The sequence below is a fragment of the Cellulomonas endometrii genome, from assembly GCF_949769265.1.
Classification (GTDB): domain Bacteria; phylum Actinomycetota; class Actinomycetes; order Actinomycetales; family Cellulomonadaceae; genus Cellulomonas; species Cellulomonas endometrii.
In genome coordinates this window covers 1-15,286 of the sequence record NZ_CATKPC010000018.1, presented here as the reverse complement: position 1 = coordinate 15,286, position 15,286 = coordinate 1, and the positions used below count along the sequence as shown (strand labels likewise).

Genomic DNA, 15,286 nt, shown 5'->3' with positions numbered 1-15,286 from the left:
CGTCAGAACCGGAAGTACAGGAACGGGCTGTACGCCCCGGCAAGCACCTTGGCGCTGGCGAGCACGAACAGCAACGAGAAGAACAGCCAGCCAGCGACGAGGCGCGGCATGCGGGGCAGCCGCTCCTTGATCCACCTGTACACCGGGAAGCTGAGGACGAGGCCGGCGACGACGGCGACGGCGAGCGCGGAGGTCCAGAACTCGCCGAACGGCCGGGCGCCCACGGCTCCGTCCCCGATGCCGACTAGCAGGCCGAGCATGTGCATCGCCTTGTCGAACGACTCGGCTCGGAACAGCACCCAGCCGACGAGCACGACGCCCATCGTCCCCGCCCATCGGAGCACGGACGGGATGCGGCGGCTGTCCAGGTCAATCAGCCGTTCGAGCACGATGAAGAGGCCATGCCAGAGTCCCCAGACGACGAAGGTCCACGCCGCACCGTGCCACAGGCCGGTGAGGGAGAAGACGATCAGGGAGTTCACGTACGTGCGCACCTTCCCCGCCCGGCTGCCGCCGAGCGGGATGTAGACGTAGTCCCGGAACCAGCTGGACAGCGTCATGTGCCACCGGCGCCAGAACTCGCGGATCGAGCGTGAGGTGTACGGGTAGTTGAAGTTCTCCGGGAACCTGAAGCCCATCATCAGCGCCATGCCGATCGCCATGTCGGAGTACGCCGAGAAGTCGAAGTAGATCTGGAGTGTGTACGCGATCGTGCCGAGCCAGGCGGTCGACGTGCTGAGCTGGTCCTGCGGCAGGGCGAAGATCGCGTCGGCGGTGAGCGCGAACGTGTCGGCCAGCAGCACCTTCTTGGTGAAGCCGATCACGAAGCGGACGACGCCCTGGAAGACCATCGACTCGGTGACCGCGCGGTGATCCAGCGCGTCGGCGATGTCACGGTAGCGCACAATCGGGCCGGCGATCAGCTGCGGGAACAGCGACTTGTACGCCCCGAAGACGACGAAGTTCCGGGTGGGTGCAATCGTGCCGCGGTAGACGTCGACCAGGTAGCTAATGCCCTGGAACACGAAGAAGCTGATCCCGAGCGGCAGGGCGACGTCGAGCACGGGCAGCGGGTTGCCGAGGCCCAACCTCTCGGCGACGGCGTCGACCGACGAGGTGAAGAAGCCCGCGTACTTGTACCAGCCGAGGACGGCCAGGTTCAGTGCGACGCCGAACCACATCCACCGGAGTCGCCAGCTGCGGGAGCGCGTCCGGCGTCCCGCCCAGCTCGGCGTCGCCGCGTCTGCGGTCGGGCCCATGCCCAGGCCGACTCCGTAGTTCAGGACGATCGCACCGACCAGCGCGACGATGCCGTCCTTGTCTCCGACGTAGTAGAAGAACAGGCTCGCGAGCAGGATCAGGGCGTTGCGGAACCGGGGACGCAGCAAGTAGTAGGCGATCAGGAAGGCCGGGAGGAACCCGAACACGAACGTGTAGGAACTGAAGACCACCCTGTGACCGTCCTCGAGATGCGTACCGGCTGCGTACTGACCCTGCGCCGCGCCCTAGGCAGCGCACGGGGCACACGGGACGGCGGGCACACCCTACCGGGCGTCACCCGCCCTCCGGCCGAGGGCGACCGCCGCGTCCGGGCGACCCGGCTCCGTGAGATCATGCCGCGGTGAGGTTCACGCTCGACGCCACCCCTTTGCTCGGGAACCGGACCGGCATCGGGCGCTACGTCGCCGAGCTGCTGGCCGCGACCGCCGCCGAGCTGTCCGGCTCGGACGACCGGGTCGACGTCTCCACGTGGTCGGCACGGGGCGGGCGCGTCGCCGACCTGCCGCCGGGGGTGCGGCAGACCGGCCCGCGGGTCCCGGCCCGCCTCCTGCGCGCCGGCTGGACGCGCGGTTCCTGGCCGCCCGTGGAGCTGCTGGTGGGGCGCACCGACGTCTTCCACGGGACCAACTTCGTGTCACCGCCCACCCGCGGTGCGGCGGAGGTCGTCACCGTGCACGACCTCACCTACGTGGACCACCCTGGCACCGTCTCCGCCGACTCGCTCGCGTACCGCGACCTCGTGCAGCGGGCGCTCGACCGGGGGGCGCACGTCGTCACCCCGAGCGAGACCGTCGCCGCGGCGGTGAGGGAGCGGTACGGCCTGGACGCCTCCCGCGTGACGCCGACGCCCCTCGGGGTGGACCCCGCCTGGTCGGCGCCCCCGCGGCCGCTCTCGACCGCCGCGCCATGGGTGCCGCCCGAGTACGTGGTGTTCGTGGGGTCGCTCGACCCCCGCAAGAATCTCCCCCGGCTGCTCGAGGCGCACGCCGCTCTACGCGCCTCTCGCCCCGGGACGCCCGACCTCGTGCTCGCCGGGCCGGCGGGCCGCGAGACCGCGTCGACCGCCCGGCCCGGGGTCGTGCCCACGGGGTGGCTCGCTGAGAACGACCTGCGGGCCCTGGTGGCAGGTGCCCGCGCACTGGTCCTGCCCTCGCTGGACGAGGGGTTCGGCCTGCCGGTGCTCGAGGCGCTCGCCGCCGGGCGGCCGGTGCTCGCCGCGGACATCCCCGCGCTGCGGGAGGTGGCGGGCGGCCACGCGCAGCTCGCCGACCCCGTCGACGTCGACGCGCTTGCCGACGGCCTGGCCCGGGCGCTCGACGCACCCGACGACGAGGCGGCGCGGGCGTCCCGTCGCGCGTGGGCCTCCGGCTTCACGTGGCAGGAGTGCGCGCGGCGCACCCTGTCCGTCTACCGGCGGGCGGCACGCCTGTGACGGCCGCCGCCGACGTCACGGTGGTCACTGTGACGTACCAGGCGCGCGACCTCGTGCTCGCGTGCCTGGACAGCCTCGCCCGCCAGGACCTGGGACCGGTGCGGATGCACGTGGTCGTCGTGGACAACGCGTCGACCGACGGCACGCCGGAGGTCGTTGCGCGGGCCCACCCCGAGGTCGAGCTCGTGCGGTCGCCGCGCAACCTCGGCTTCGCCGGCGGGAACAACCTCGCGCTGCGGGACGTGCGCAGCCGGTACGCCCTGCTGCTGAACAACGACGCCACCGCCGAGCCCGACGCCGTGCGCCGACTCGTCGAGGCCATGGACGCCGCCGGTCCCGACGTCGCCGCCCTCGCGGCGACGGTCCTGCTCGCCGGGACGTTCCGCGCGGCTGGACCGCAGGACGAGGGCCGCCCGGACGTGGTCCACGGCCCGGACGGCGCCTGGGTGCCCGATTCCGCGGGGACCGCGCGCCTGGTGAACTCGACGGGCAACCAGGTGCGGGCCGACGGCTTCGGCAGCGACAGGGGCTGGCTGGCCGAGGCGAGCGCGCACCGTCCGCCAGCGGGCGTGTTCGGGTTCAGCGGCGCGGCGGTCCTGTTGCGCGTGTCCGCTCTGGAGGATGCTGGGCTGTTCGACGAGCGCTACTTCATGTACTACGAGGACACGGACCTGTCGTGGCGGCTGCGGCTCCGGGGCTATCGCGTGCAGCACTGCCCGGGAGCCGTCGTGCACCACCTGCACTCGGCGTCGGCAGGCGAGGGCAGCGAACTGGCCCGGTTCCACGACGTGCGCAACCGCATGGCGACGGTGTTGAAGGACGCGTCCGCCCCACTTGCCGCCCGGGTCATCGGCGCCCACCTGCTGACGACCGCCTCGCTGCTGCTGCGACGGCGGCAGCCCTGGCCGCTGGTCCGCACGCGGCTGCGAGCCCAGGCCTCGTTCCTCCGTCTGGCGCCGTCGCTGCTGCGCTCGCGTGCGGCGATCGGGCGGTCCGCTCACACGCCCCGGCGCGAGGTCGAGCGCCTGCTCGTCGCGCCCAGGACACCGCTCGGGCCGTACCGGGCGGACGGGACCGGATCCCGCGCGTAGGGCGGGCGAGGGCCACCGCCACGGCTGGCCTTGGGTATCGTGGACCGGTCCATCCCTTCCACCGCAGGAGCACCTCGTGCGCATGCTCGTCACCGGCGGAGCCGGTTTCATCGGCTCCAACTTCGTCCACCAGGTGGTGCGCGAGCACCCCGAGGTGCAGGTGACCGTCCTCGACGCCCTGACGTACGCGGGTGACGAGAAGAGCCTCGCCCCCGTCTGGGAGCAGGTGACGTTCGCGAAGGGCAGCATCACCGACCACGACATCGTCGACGACCTCGTGAAGAACAGCGACGTGGTGGTCCACTTCGCCGCCGAGTCGCACAACGACAACTCGCTGCACGACCCGTGGCCGTTCGTGCACACCAACGTGATCGGCACGTACACGCTGCTCGAGGCGGTGCGCCGGTACGACGTGCGCTACCACCACATCTCGACCGACGAGGTCTACGGCGACCTCGAGCTGGACGACCCGGCCAAGTTCACGCCGGACACCCCCTACAACCCGTCGAGCCCGTACTCCTCGACCAAGGCGTCCTCCGACCTGCTGGTCCGGGCCTGGGCGCGGTCGTTCGGCGTGCGCGCGACCATCTCGAACTGCTCGAACAACTACGGGCCGTACCAGCACGTCGAGAAGTTCATCCCGCGCCAGATCACGAACGTGGTCGACGGCATCCGCCCGAAGCTCTACGGCACGGGCGAGAACGTGCGCGACTGGATCCACGTTGAGGACCACAACAGCGCGGTGTGGGACATCATCACCAAGGGCCGCACCGGCGAGACCTACCTGATCGGCGCCGAGGGCGAGGAGAACAACAAGACCGTCGTCGAGCTGATCCTCGAGCTCATGGGCCAGTCGCCCGACGCGTACGACTTGGTGAGCGACCGCCCGGGCCACGACCTGCGGTACGCGATCGACGCCACGAAGCTGCGCACGGAGCTCGGCTGGGAGCCCCGGTACACGACGTTCCGCGACGGCCTCGCCGCGACGATCGACTGGTACCGCGCCAACGAGGCGTGGTGGCGGCCGCAGAAGGACGCCACCGAGGCGAAGTACGCGCAGCTCGGTCGCTGACGCCCGACTGGGCACCGACCTCCCACGCACCCGCACGCCGGCTGCCCTGCACAACGCGGGTCGGCCGGCGTCGCACTCCTCCGGCGCGCTCATCTGCACGAATCCTCCACGGCGCGCGCCCCGGTGATCCGCTGTGGGCCGAGGCGCGGCTCTTATGCTCTCCCCCGTGAGTTCCCGCCACGCCGCCCCCGCACGCCCTCGTGCCGTCCGCCACGGGCGTCCTCGCCGGTCCCACGCGGTGCTGCGCGGCGTGGCGCTGGTCGCCGTCGCGGTCCTGTGCTTCGGCGGGTCCGGCGCAGCGGCGCTGTACGTCCGGCTGAACAGCAACATCAACGCGATCGACGCCTCGGATCTCATCGACACCCTGCCGGAGCCGCAACCGTCCGCGTCCGCGACCGGCCCGGCGGACCCGGACGACCCGAACGCCGGCCAGCCGGTGAACATCCTGCTGATGGGCTCCGACGAGCGCGACGGCGAGAACGAGGCGATCGGCGGGTACGTCGGCGGCATGCGCTCGGACACGACGATCCTGGCGCACATCTCCGCGGACCGGACCCGCGTCGAGCTGATCTCGATCCCCCGCGACTCCCTCGTGGACATCCCGTCCTGCACGATGAGCGACGGCTCCACGACCGGGTCGCAGCGCAACGCGATCTTCAACTCCGCCTTCTCGATCGGCGCCGACAACGGCGGGGACATCGCGTCCGCCGCCGCCTGCACCATCAACACGGTGCAGGCCAACACCAACGTGCCGATCCACCACTTCGTCGTCGTGGACTTCGCCGGCTTCATCAAGATGGTCGACTCCATCGGCGGCGTCTCGCTCTGCGTGCCGAACGACATGGACGCCCCGAAGGCCGGCCTGCACCTGACCGCCGGCAACCAGACCCTGGACGGCACCACCGCGCTGGCGTTCGCGCGCGCCCGCACCGGCACCGGCGTGGGCGACGGCTCGGACACCAACCGCCTCGGCCGCCAGCAGCGGCTGCTCGCCGCGGTCGTCAGCACGGTGCTCAGCAAGAACATGCTGACCGACATCACGCAGCTGATCCGGTTCCTGGACTCCGCGACCGAGTCCCTGTCGATCGACAGCGGGTTCAGCTCGATCACCGACATGGCCGGCCTCGCCTACAGCCTGCGGAGCACCCCGGCTGGGAACATCTCCTTCATGACCATCCCGTTCGCGACGGCGCCGAACGACCCGAACCGGGTGGTGTGGACCGACGAGGCCGACACCATCTGGGCGAACGTCGCCGCCGACCAGCCGATGCTGACGGGCACCAGCCAGGACCCGGCGGCCGACGCGGGCACCGGCACGACCGACGGCAGCACGGACGCCGGCACCGCGGCACCCGGCAGCGGGGCGACCGCCCCGCAGACCACGGCGCCCGCCACCCCGGCGACACCGGACCCCGCCGAGACGCGGGAGGCCGGCAAGGAGGCGTTCTCCGCCGACGACGTCACGGCGGTCTGCTGACCGTGGCGCGCCCCGACGACCGCTCCCCGCGGGACCCGTCCCGCGGCACCCCGCCGAGCTTCTCGCCCGCCGGCGGTGGCCGTCGCCCCTCCGCCGACGGCGCCGTCCCGGTCGGGGACCCGCCTGCTGCGGGCGCCGCCCCCGGCCGCACGACGCGTCCCAGCCGGCCCGCCGCACCTGCCCGGCCCGCAGCGCCCGCCCGGCCCGCCGCACCCGCCCGCCCGGCCGTGGCCCGGACCAGCGCGCGGCCCGCAGCCGGCGCGCAGGGCACGGGTCCCGGCCAGCCGCAGGCACCGGGACCGGCGCAGACCCCGCCGCAGGCCCCCGCGAGCATCGCGCCCTCCGCCGGGGCGCGCCCCGCGCAGCCCGGCGAGGGCCCGCGCCCGACGCGCGTCTCCGGCCGGACCGGCACGCCGGCGCGCGAGGGCTCCACCGCCACGCCCGCGGGACCCGGGACCCGGCCCGCCCGGCAGAGCGCGCCGACGGGACCCGGGCGCGGCCGTCCGACCGGGCCCGCCGCCCGCCCCGGTGGCCCGGGTGGTCCCGGCGTCCCCGGACGCCCGGACCCCGACGCCTCCCCGCCGCTCCCCGCCGTCGGCGGCGGCGCGCCCGGGTCGTCGCCGTCGTCGTCGCGCTCCTGCTGGTCGCCGTGATCGCTTGGCCCGTCGGGCTGGTCATGTGGGCGAACGGGAAGGTCCAGCACGTCGCCGCGCTCTCCGGCGCCGCGGACACCCCTGGCACGACCTACCTGCTCGCCGGATCGGACTCGCGCGAGGACGGCGTCATCGAGGACTCCGAGACGGTCGGCGCCCGCACGGACACGATCCTGCTGCTGCAGGTGCCGGAGTCCGGCCCGGCGGCCCTCATCTCGCTGCCCCGCGACACGTACACGGAGATCCCCGGTCAGGAGCCGAGCAAGCTCAACGCCGCGTTCTCCTGGGGCGGCGCGCCGCTCCTCGTGCAGACCGTCGAGGGCCTGACCGGCATGACCGTCGACCACTACGTCGAGGTGGGGTTCGGGGGCGTCGAGCAGATCGTCGACTCCCTGGGCGGCGTCGATCTGTGCCTCGACGAGAGCACCGGCATCCAGTTCCCGGTGAACGAGCCGAAGTCCGGCCTGATCTGGGACACCCCCGGCTGCAAGACGGTCGACGGCGTGCAGGCGCTGGCGTTCTCGCGGATGCGCTACGCCGATCCCTCGGGCGACATCGGCCGCGGCCTGCGCCAGCGCCAGCTCATCTCCGCCGTCGCGCAGAAGGCCGAGAACCCGTCGCTGCTGTTCCAGCCGGGCAAGCAGGTGTCGCTGATCAGCTCGGGCACGGGTGCGCTCACCGCGAGCGACGGCACGGACATCGTCGATCTCGGGAAGCTCGCGCTGGCGTTCCGCGCCGCGACCGGACCCGACGGCATCACCGGCACCCCGCCGATCATCGACATGGACTACCGGCCGGGCGGTGCGGGCTCCACGGTGCGGCTGGACCCGGACCAGACGCCGACGTTCTTCGCGGCCGTCCGGGACGGCACCCTGCCCCCCGGCGTCGTCGGCGGCGTCCCGGCCTCGTAGCGCTCCCGCACGGTCCGCACCGCGCGGGCCGCGCCGTCGCGCAGCCGCTCGCACCCCTCGCGGGTCGCGCGGCGCAGGCGGGGCCCGAACGGCCGCTCGACGAACCGGTGCACCAGCCACGCGAGCACGAGCGAGAACGCCACGGCCGCGGTCAGCACCGCCCACACCGGCAGGCGCCCGGTGAGCAGGTGCACGACCCACAGACCCCAGTACTCGTGGGTGAGGTACAGCGGGTAGGTGAGCGCGCCGACGGTGGTCAGGCCCGCCCAGCGCCACCGCGACAGGGGTGTGAGGGCGACCAGCGCGACGAGCCCGACGCAGCCGAGCAGCGCCGCCGTGAGCAGCGCGGGCCGCGGCGCGACGACGGAGTTCTCGCCGAGCGAGTCCATGCGCGCCGGCACGAGCGCCGCGGTGGCCAGCGCGGCGTTGCCCGCCACGAGCAGCCAGGGCAGGACGCGGTGCCCGGTCCGGTGGATCACGTACAGCGCCATGCCGGCGGCGAACAGCGGGGCGTACGGGGCGACGAGCCAGGTGACGGCATCCGTCATCCCGAGCGTCCGGGCCAGCATCGCCGCGGCGGGCCACAGGGCGGCGAACCACAGCACGCGTGCCCGGGTGATCCCGACGGCTGCGAACACCGCGACCAGCAGGTAGAACCGCAGCTCCACCCAGAGCGTCCAGTACACGCCGTCGACGTGGTCGACGTCGAACAGGCTCTGCAGCAGCGTGAGGTTCACCAGGACCTGGTCGCCGGTGATCTCCTTGCCCGGCCAGACCAGGAGCAGCAGCGCGCCGGTCGCCAGCACGCCCACCCAGTAGGCCGGGAACAGCCGGCCGACCCGCGACCCGACGATGTCCGGGACGGAGCGGCCCCACGCGGTCATGAGGATGACGAAGCCGCTGATCACGAAGAACAGCTCGGGGCCCAGCGACGTGTACACGGCCCACGGCGCGACGGCGGGCGCGACCTCGGCGAGGTCCCGGCCCCAGGCGTCGGTCTGCCGGGCGGTGAAGTGGTACGCGAGGACCCCGAGGGCGGCGAGGAACCGCAGGCCGTCGAGGGCCGCGAGCCGCGGGGCACGGGCCCCCGGCGGCGCGGGGGCGGCGGTCGCTGCGGCGTCGGGGCCGGGCGCGGTCCGGGGCGGCGCGAGGGTCGTCACCCGATCGACGGTAGGTCGGCCCGCGGCGCCTCGCCCGTCGAGCGGGCGGCCTCGACGAGTCCTTCACGCGTCCCGGCCCGAGGTCGTCACACGATGCCGAGGTCGCCCGTCCTGCGGGACGACCCCGTGCCGCACTGACGACCTCGCGGCCGCGCAGCGCCTCAGCCACCGCGCCGCGCAGCGCCTCAGCCACCGCGCCGCGCAGCGCCTCAGCCACCGCGCCGCGCAGCGCCTCAGCCACCGCGCCGCGCAGCGCCTCAGCCACCGCGCCGCGCCGCGCCCTCAGGCACCCGCGCAGCGCAGCGCCCTCAGGCGCCGAAGCCGACGCCCTGCCGGCGGCCGTCCCCGTGCTGCGCGCGCAGCCGCTCCCCCTTGGCGTCCGCCTGGGCCCGCAGGTCGTCCTGGAACGCCCGCATCGCCGCGGCGACCCGGCGCGCGGTGTCGTCGGTCCCCGCCCCGAGGATCCGCGCGGCGAGCAGCCCGGCGTTCCGGGCCCCGCCGATCGACACGGTGGCGACCGGCACCCCGGCGGGCATCTGCACGATGGACAGCAGCGAGTCCAGGCCGTCGAGCCGCGCGAGCGGCACGGGCACCCCGACGACGGGCAGCGGCGTGACGGCCGCGAGCATGCCCGGCAGGTGCGCCGCTCCCCCGGCACCCGCGACGATCACGCGCAGCCCCCGGTCGGCGGCGGTGCGCCCGTACTCGACCATCTTGTCCGGCTGGCGGTGCGCCGAGACGACGTCGACCTCGACGGGCACGTCGAACTCGGCGAGCGCCTGGGCGGCGGCCTCCATCACGGGCCAGTCCGAGTCGGAGCCCATCACGATGCCGACGAGCGGTCCCTGCGCAGCCATGTGTTCCTCCGGGTCGTTGCGGGTCACGCGACGGGCTCGCCGCGCAGCACGGCGGCGGCCGCGACGGCCCGGCGGCGGACGTCGGCGAGGTCGTCGCCGCTGACGGTCACGTGCCCGAGCTTGCGGCCGGGGCGGACGCCCTTGCCGTACAGGTGCACCTTGGCGCCGGGGTCCAGCGCCGCGACCTCGGCGAGGCCGTCGGCCAGCTCCGCGCGGGTGCTGCCCAGGACGTTGGCCATCACCGTCCACGGCGCGCGGGCCCCGGTGGCGCCGAGCGGCAGGTCGAGGACGGCGCGCAGGTGCTGCTCGAACTGGCTGGTCACGGAGCCGTCGATGGTCCAGTGCCCGGAGTTGTGCGGGCGCATCGCGAGCTCGTTCACCAGGACCCGCGGGGCTCCGCCGTCCGGGTCGGCCACCTCGAACAGCTCGACCGCGAGCACGCCGGTGACGCCCAGACCCTCCACCACGGTCCGCGCGATGCCCTCGGCGGCGGCGGCGGTGCGCGGGTCGAGGTCCGGCGCGGGCGCCACGACCTCGGAGCACACCCCGTCGCGCTGCACGGACTCCACGACCGGCCACGTGCGCACCTCGCCGGAGGGGGTGCGCGCGACCAGCGCGGCGAGCTCGCGGGTGAACGGCACGCGCTCCTCGGCCAGCAGCGGGGCGCCGGTGCCGTCGGCCGCGGCGGCCAGCCAGTCGCCGGCCTCGTCCGCGGACCGCACGACGCGCACGCCCTTGCCGTCGTAGCCGCCGCGGGCGGTCTTCACCACGGCGGTGCCGTCGCCGGCCGCGAGGAAAGCCGTCAGCTCGCCGGCCGAGGCGACGGGCGCCCAGCGCGGGCACGGGACGCCGAGCGCGGTGAGCCGGGTGCGCATGACGATCTTGTCCTGCGCGTGCACCAGCGCGTCCGGGCCGGGACGCACGGCGACCCCGCGGTCGACCAGCTCGGTGAGCAACCCGTTCGGCACGTGCTCGTGCTCGAAGGTCAGCGCGTCGGCGCCGGCCACCAGCGCCTCGACCGCCACGGGGTCCGCAGCGGCGCCGACCGGCGCGTCGACGACCACCTGCGCCGCCGAGGACGCGGGGTCCTCCACCAGCACCCGCAGACGGATGCCCAGCGCGGTCGCCGCGGGCGCCATCATGCGGGCGAGCTGCCCACCACCGACCACTGCCACCACGGGTGCTGCCACGGTCGACGAGCCTAACCGACCTCGCACAGCACTCCCCCAGCGGGTAGGGATATCGTCTCCCGGTGCTCTCCTCCTCCCGCGCGCCCGGCCTCGCCGCCGCGCCGGGACCCGCCCGCGAGGCCCGTCCCGGCCGGCTCAGCGCCGCCCTGCGCGCCCGCGCCCTCGAGCTCGCCCGGTTCGGCTCGGTCGGCACCGTCGCGTTCGTCGTGGACCTCGGCACGTACAACCTGCTGCGGTTCGGGCCGGTGGACGCGCTGCACGGCAAGCCCCTGACCGCCCGGATCATCGCGGTCGTGCTCGCGACGCTGGTGTCGTGGCTGGGCAGCCGGCACTGGACCTTCGCGGACCAGCGCACGCACGGCCGCGGTCGCGAGCTCGCGCTGTTCGCGGTGATCAACGCCCTGGGCATCGGGATCACCGTCGGGACGCTGTGGTTCTCCCACTACGTGCTGGACATGCGGGGTCCGTTCGCGGACAACGTGGCGAACGTGATCGGCATCGGGCTCGGCACGGTGCTGCGGTACGTCGGGTACAAGCTGTTCGTGTTCACCGGCACGTCGAAGCCCCCGGTCGCGCTCGCCGCCGTCGGGCACGAGGCCCGCGCCCACGGCGCCAGCGGTGCCACAGGTGCCACCGGTGCCGTCCCCCGGCCCCGTCCGGGGGAGACCGCCTGACACCGGCCCGACGCGCCGCCCGACGCATCGCCTAGCGACGCCGGCGCGGCCGCTCGACCCGCGGCGAGATGATCGACCCACGCGGCAGGACCACGTCGGGCGCCATCGCCGCGGGGACGCCCGTGAGGAACAGCGCGAACACCGCCGGGCGCCGCTGCGCGAGCTCCAGGCGCGCCCCGTCGGCCGACGCGAGGTCCCGGGCGAGCGAGAGGCCCAGGCCGGTGCCCTTGCCGGACGTGACCTCGCGCTCGAAGATCCGCGGCGCCAGGTCGTCCGGCACGCCCTCGCCCTCGTCGGCCACCTCGACGACGACCGCGCGCGACGCACCCGGCCGGGACCGCACCGTCGTGGTGCCGCCGCCGTGCCGCAGGGAGTTCTCGATCAGCGTGGCGAGCACCTGGGCGAGGGCGCCCGGGGTCGCCAACACCTGGGCCTTCCGATCGACGTCGACCACCAGCCGGCGACCCGCCGCCTCGAACGTCGGCCGCCACTCCTCCTCCTGCTGGTGCACCACGTCGATCAGCCGGACGGCCTCGGTGGTGCCGCCCTGCGCGCGCCGGGACCGGGTCAGCAGGTCGTCGACCACGGTGACGAGCCGCTCGACCTGCTCCAGGGAGATCCGCGCCTCCTCGCGCACGGCGGCGTCGTCCGAGGCCAGCATGATCTCCTCGAGCCGCATGCTCAGCGCGGTCAGCGGGGTCCGGAGCTGGTGGGAGGCGTCGGACGCGAACTGCCGCTCGGCCGCGAGCCGCCCCGCCATCCGGTCGGCGCTGCGCGCGAGCTCCGCGGCCACGAGGTCGATCTCCTCGACGCCGGACGCCTCCAGCTGCGGGCGCACCTGCCCGGAGCCGAGCTGCTCGGCGGACGCGGCGAGGTACACCAGCGGGGCGGCCAGCCGGTTGGCCTGCCAGATCGCCATCGCGATGCCGGCGGCGAACGCCACCACGGCGGCCGCCACCACCAGGCCCATGATCTGCGCGCTCATGAGGAACACGTCCCACCACGGGGCGTACATCGTGATGCGCGCGCCGGTCGTCGACGTCTCCGCGATCGTCACGGACCGCTCCGGGACCTCCGGGCCGGCCTGGTAGCGGGCGCCGTCCTGCGCGACCACGAAGATGCTGACCTCGATGCCGCCGCCGCGGTCGACGTACGGCTCCAGCATGTCGTCGGACAGCGGGGTGCCCTCCTGGACACGGCTGTCGATCTGCTGCGCGAGGTCGGACGCCCGGGTCTCCAGCGACCCGATCTCGTTGTCGCGGACGTACTGGGCGCCGAGGAAGGCGAGGGGGAAGCCGAGCAGCACGACCGCGACGGTCACGGCCGCGATGGTGGCCTGGAGGACGCGGCGGCGCACGGGTCAGCCCCGCGTGCCCTCACCGGACTCGAACCGGAACCCCATGCCGCGCACCGTGCTGATGTAGCGGGGCGCGCTGGCGTCGTCGCCGAGCTTGCGGCGCAGCCACGACACGTGCATGTCGAGCGTCTTGGTGGACCCGGTGGGGTCCGAGCCCCAGACCTCGCGCATGAGCGTCTCGCGCGCGACCACGGTGCCCGCCGCGCCGACGAGCACACGCAGCAGGTCGAACTCCTTGGCGGTGAGGTGCAGCTCGCGCTCGCCCTGGAAGGCGCGGTGCGCGGCGACGTCGACGCGGACGTCCTGGCTGCGCAGCTCGTCCTCCTCGGGGGTGTCCCCGCCGGTGCGCCGCAGGAGGGCCCGCACGCGGGCGAGCAGCTCGGCCAGGCGGAACGGCTTGGTCACGTAGTCGTCGGCGCCGGCGTCGAGCCCGACGACCAGGTCGACCTCGTCCGCGCGGGCGGTCAGCACCAGCACCGGGGTGGTGAGCCCCTGGTTGCGGATGGCGCGGGCCACGTCGAGGCCGTCCATGTCGGGCAGCCCCAGGTCCAGGACCACCAGGTCGGCCTCGCTGGCGCGGTCGATGGCGCCCTGGCCGGTGCCCTGCACGCGGACGTCGTAGCCCTCGCGACCCAGGGCCCGAGCCAACGGCTCGGCAATGGCGGGATCGTCCTCGGCCAGCAGCACCTGGGTCATTGCGCCATGTTAGGTCATGGGAGGGTCTGGTACACGGTGCGCCCGGGTATCGGTCCGGTGAAGATGTCCCCGATCCGCCTCCGGTCCTCCCCAGGGCGGACCCGGCCGGGACCTCGGTCCGTCCCCGGGGGCACGACCCGGCCCCGCGGCCGCACCTAGGCTGGCGCGATGACGTGGTGGGAACGCCTCACGCGGTGGGAGGAGCGCCACCAGCTCGGCATCGACTCGACCCTGACCGTGCTCACGGGGTTGCTCGTGGTGCCGATCTCCGTCGCCGCCGGCACGGAGTGGGGCCCCGGCCCCCTGCTCGCGGCGCTGTGGGCCGTCGGGACCTGGGCGCCGCTGGCCTGGCGCCGCCGCAACCCGGTCGCCTCCGTGGTCACGGTGTACGCGTTCGCACTTGCCCACCTGGCGTTCGGGACGCCGACGTTCATGCCGGCGGACGTGGCGGTGCTCATCGCGCTGTACTCCGTCACGGTGCACGGCCCCCGCTGGGCGCACCGCACCGCGATCCTGTCCGCGGTGGTGGGCAGCCTGCTGCTCAGCGCGATGCTCGGCTACCAGGCGGTGCTCGGTGCCACGAGGCCCGTGGACGTCGCCGCCACGGTCGTCCTGCTCTGGGTGTTCTGCTCGGCGTGCGCCGTCGCCACCTGGGCGTTCGGCCTGATGCGCCGCTCCCGGCGCGAGACGATCGCCGCGCTGCGGGACCGCGCCGAGCGGCTGGAGGTGGAGCGCGACCAGCAGGCCCAGATCGCGACCGCCGCGGAGCGCACCCGCATCGCCCGCGAGATGCACGACATCGTGGCCCACTCCCTGTCCGTCGTGGTCGCCCAGGCGGACGGCGGGCGGTACGCCGCCGCGGCCGACCCCGACGCCGCGACCCGTGCGCTCGGCACCATCGCGGAGACCGGCCGCGCCGCGCTCGCCGACATGCGGCGGCTGCTCGGGGTGCTGCGCGAGCCCGACGCCGCCGAGAGGTCCGCGACGACCCCGTACACCCCGCAGCCGGCGGAGCAGGACCTCGAGGGCCTCGTCGAGCAGGTCCGCGCGTCGGGTGTGCGGGCGTCGCTGGTCCGGATGGGCACCGCGCGGCAGCTGCCGCCCGGCGTCGGGCTCACGGTCTACCGGATCTGCCAGGAGGCGCTGACCAACGTGCTCAAGCACGCCGGTCCCGACCCGGCGGTCACCGTGCTGGTGCAGTGGCGGGCCGCCCCCCCCCCCGCGCGGGGCGCCGGCCGGCGGCCGGGGGGGGGGGCGGCGGCCCCCCGCGCGCGCCCCCCGCCCCGGCCGCCGGCCCCCCCGCCGCCCCCCCCGCCGGCGTCACCGTCCGCTGGCTCCCGCGCGACGGAGCCGCCCACGGTGCCCGCCTGGTCCCCGCGGTCCAGGCCGCCTGCGCCCGGCTCATGCCCGGCGAGGCGCCCCTGCCCGACGGCAT

At 74.6% G+C, this 15,286-nt stretch carries 12 protein-coding genes and 1 pseudogene; 7 read left to right on the top strand and 6 right to left on the bottom strand.

The features are described from left to right. Window positions 1-2 precede the first annotated feature (2 nt). Window positions 3-1,451: an MBOAT family O-acyltransferase gene (locus QNH85_RS16250; RefSeq protein WP_282948084.1), complete on the bottom strand. Its 1,449-nt coding sequence runs from the start codon at window positions 1,449-1,451 to the stop codon at window positions 3-5. Between the two features lie 170 nt (window positions 1,452-1,621). Between QNH85_RS16250 and QNH85_RS16245 the strand changes: the two genes are divergently transcribed. The 5 genes from QNH85_RS16245 to QNH85_RS16225 all read left to right on the top strand — a co-directional run bounded on the left by QNH85_RS16245 (window position 1,622) and on the right by QNH85_RS16225 (window position 7,917). Further along, entirely contained in the window at window positions 1,622-2,713 is a 1,092-nt protein-coding gene (locus tag QNH85_RS16245) for a glycosyltransferase family 4 protein (RefSeq protein WP_282948083.1), read from the top strand. Continuing rightward, window positions 2,638-3,804, top strand: a complete 1,167-nt coding sequence (locus QNH85_RS16240; RefSeq protein ID WP_346016335.1) for a glycosyltransferase family 2 protein — start codon at window positions 2,638-2,640, stop codon at window positions 3,802-3,804. The genes QNH85_RS16245 and QNH85_RS16240 overlap by 76 nt, the downstream gene beginning before the upstream one ends. 76 nt (window positions 3,805-3,880) lie before the next feature. Continuing rightward, entirely contained in the window at window positions 3,881-4,876 is a 996-nt protein-coding gene (gene rfbB, locus QNH85_RS16235) for a dTDP-glucose 4,6-dehydratase (protein ID WP_213284071.1), read from the top strand. Between the two features lie 166 nt (window positions 4,877-5,042). After that, window positions 5,043-6,353, top strand: coding sequence for an LCP family protein (locus QNH85_RS16230; RefSeq protein ID WP_282948082.1), 1,311 nt, complete (start codon window positions 5,043-5,045; stop codon window positions 6,351-6,353). A gap of 649 nt (window positions 6,354-7,002) precedes the next feature. After that, on the top strand, window positions 7,003-7,917 hold the full coding sequence (locus QNH85_RS16225; protein WP_282948081.1) for an LCP family protein: 915 nt from the start codon (window positions 7,003-7,005) through the stop codon (window positions 7,915-7,917). Window positions 7,918-8,036: 119 nt separating this feature from the next. On the opposite strand, the pseudogene QNH85_RS16220 reads toward QNH85_RS16225, so the two are convergent. The 3 genes and pseudogenes from QNH85_RS16220 to QNH85_RS16210 all read right to left on the bottom strand — a co-directional run. Then, a pseudogene (locus QNH85_RS16220) lies at window positions 8,037-9,077 on the bottom strand (acyltransferase family protein); the annotation flags it as partial. Window positions 9,078-9,385: 308 nt separating this feature from the next. After that, window positions 9,386-9,934, bottom strand: a complete 549-nt coding sequence (gene purE / locus QNH85_RS16215; RefSeq protein ID WP_282948080.1) for a 5-(carboxyamino)imidazole ribonucleotide mutase — start codon at window positions 9,932-9,934, stop codon at window positions 9,386-9,388. Between the two features lie 23 nt (window positions 9,935-9,957). Next, window positions 9,958-11,124, bottom strand: a complete 1,167-nt coding sequence (locus QNH85_RS16210) for a 5-(carboxyamino)imidazole ribonucleotide synthase (protein WP_282948079.1) — start codon at window positions 11,122-11,124, stop codon at window positions 9,958-9,960. Between the two features lie 62 nt (window positions 11,125-11,186). Between QNH85_RS16210 and QNH85_RS16205 the strand changes: the two genes are divergently transcribed. Further along, entirely contained in the window at window positions 11,187-11,798 is a 612-nt protein-coding gene (locus QNH85_RS16205) for a GtrA family protein (protein ID WP_282948078.1), read from the top strand. 31 nt (window positions 11,799-11,829) lie between these two features. Here QNH85_RS16205 and QNH85_RS16200 read toward each other — a convergent pair whose 3' ends face one another. Together QNH85_RS16200 and QNH85_RS16195 are read right to left on the bottom strand one after the other, a co-directional pair. After that, window positions 11,830-13,155 carry an ATP-binding protein gene (locus QNH85_RS16200; RefSeq protein ID WP_282948077.1) on the bottom strand — a complete coding sequence of 442 codons (1,326 nt, stop codon included), beginning with the start codon at window positions 13,153-13,155 and terminating at the stop codon, window positions 11,830-11,832. A 3-nt stretch (window positions 13,156-13,158) separates the two neighbouring features. Continuing rightward, window positions 13,159-13,851, bottom strand: coding sequence for a response regulator transcription factor (locus QNH85_RS16195; RefSeq protein WP_213284077.1), 693 nt, complete (start codon window positions 13,849-13,851; stop codon window positions 13,159-13,161). A 168-nt stretch (window positions 13,852-14,019) separates the two neighbouring features. Here QNH85_RS16195 and QNH85_RS16190 point away from each other — a divergent pair. Continuing rightward, the coding region (locus QNH85_RS16190; protein WP_282948076.1) for a sensor histidine kinase at window positions 14,020-15,286 on the top strand (1,267 nt) is incomplete at its 3' end.

What these genes read in the sequence shown, in the direction of transcription:
- purE (WP_282948080.1), bottom strand. Translation starts at nt 9,934, where the DNA reads ATGGCTGCGCAGGGACCGCTCGTCGGCATCGTGATGGGCTCCGACTCG.
- QNH85_RS16195 (WP_213284077.1), bottom strand. Translation starts at nt 13,851, where the DNA reads ATGACCCAGGTGCTGCTGGCCGAGGACGATCCCGCCATTGCCGAGCCG.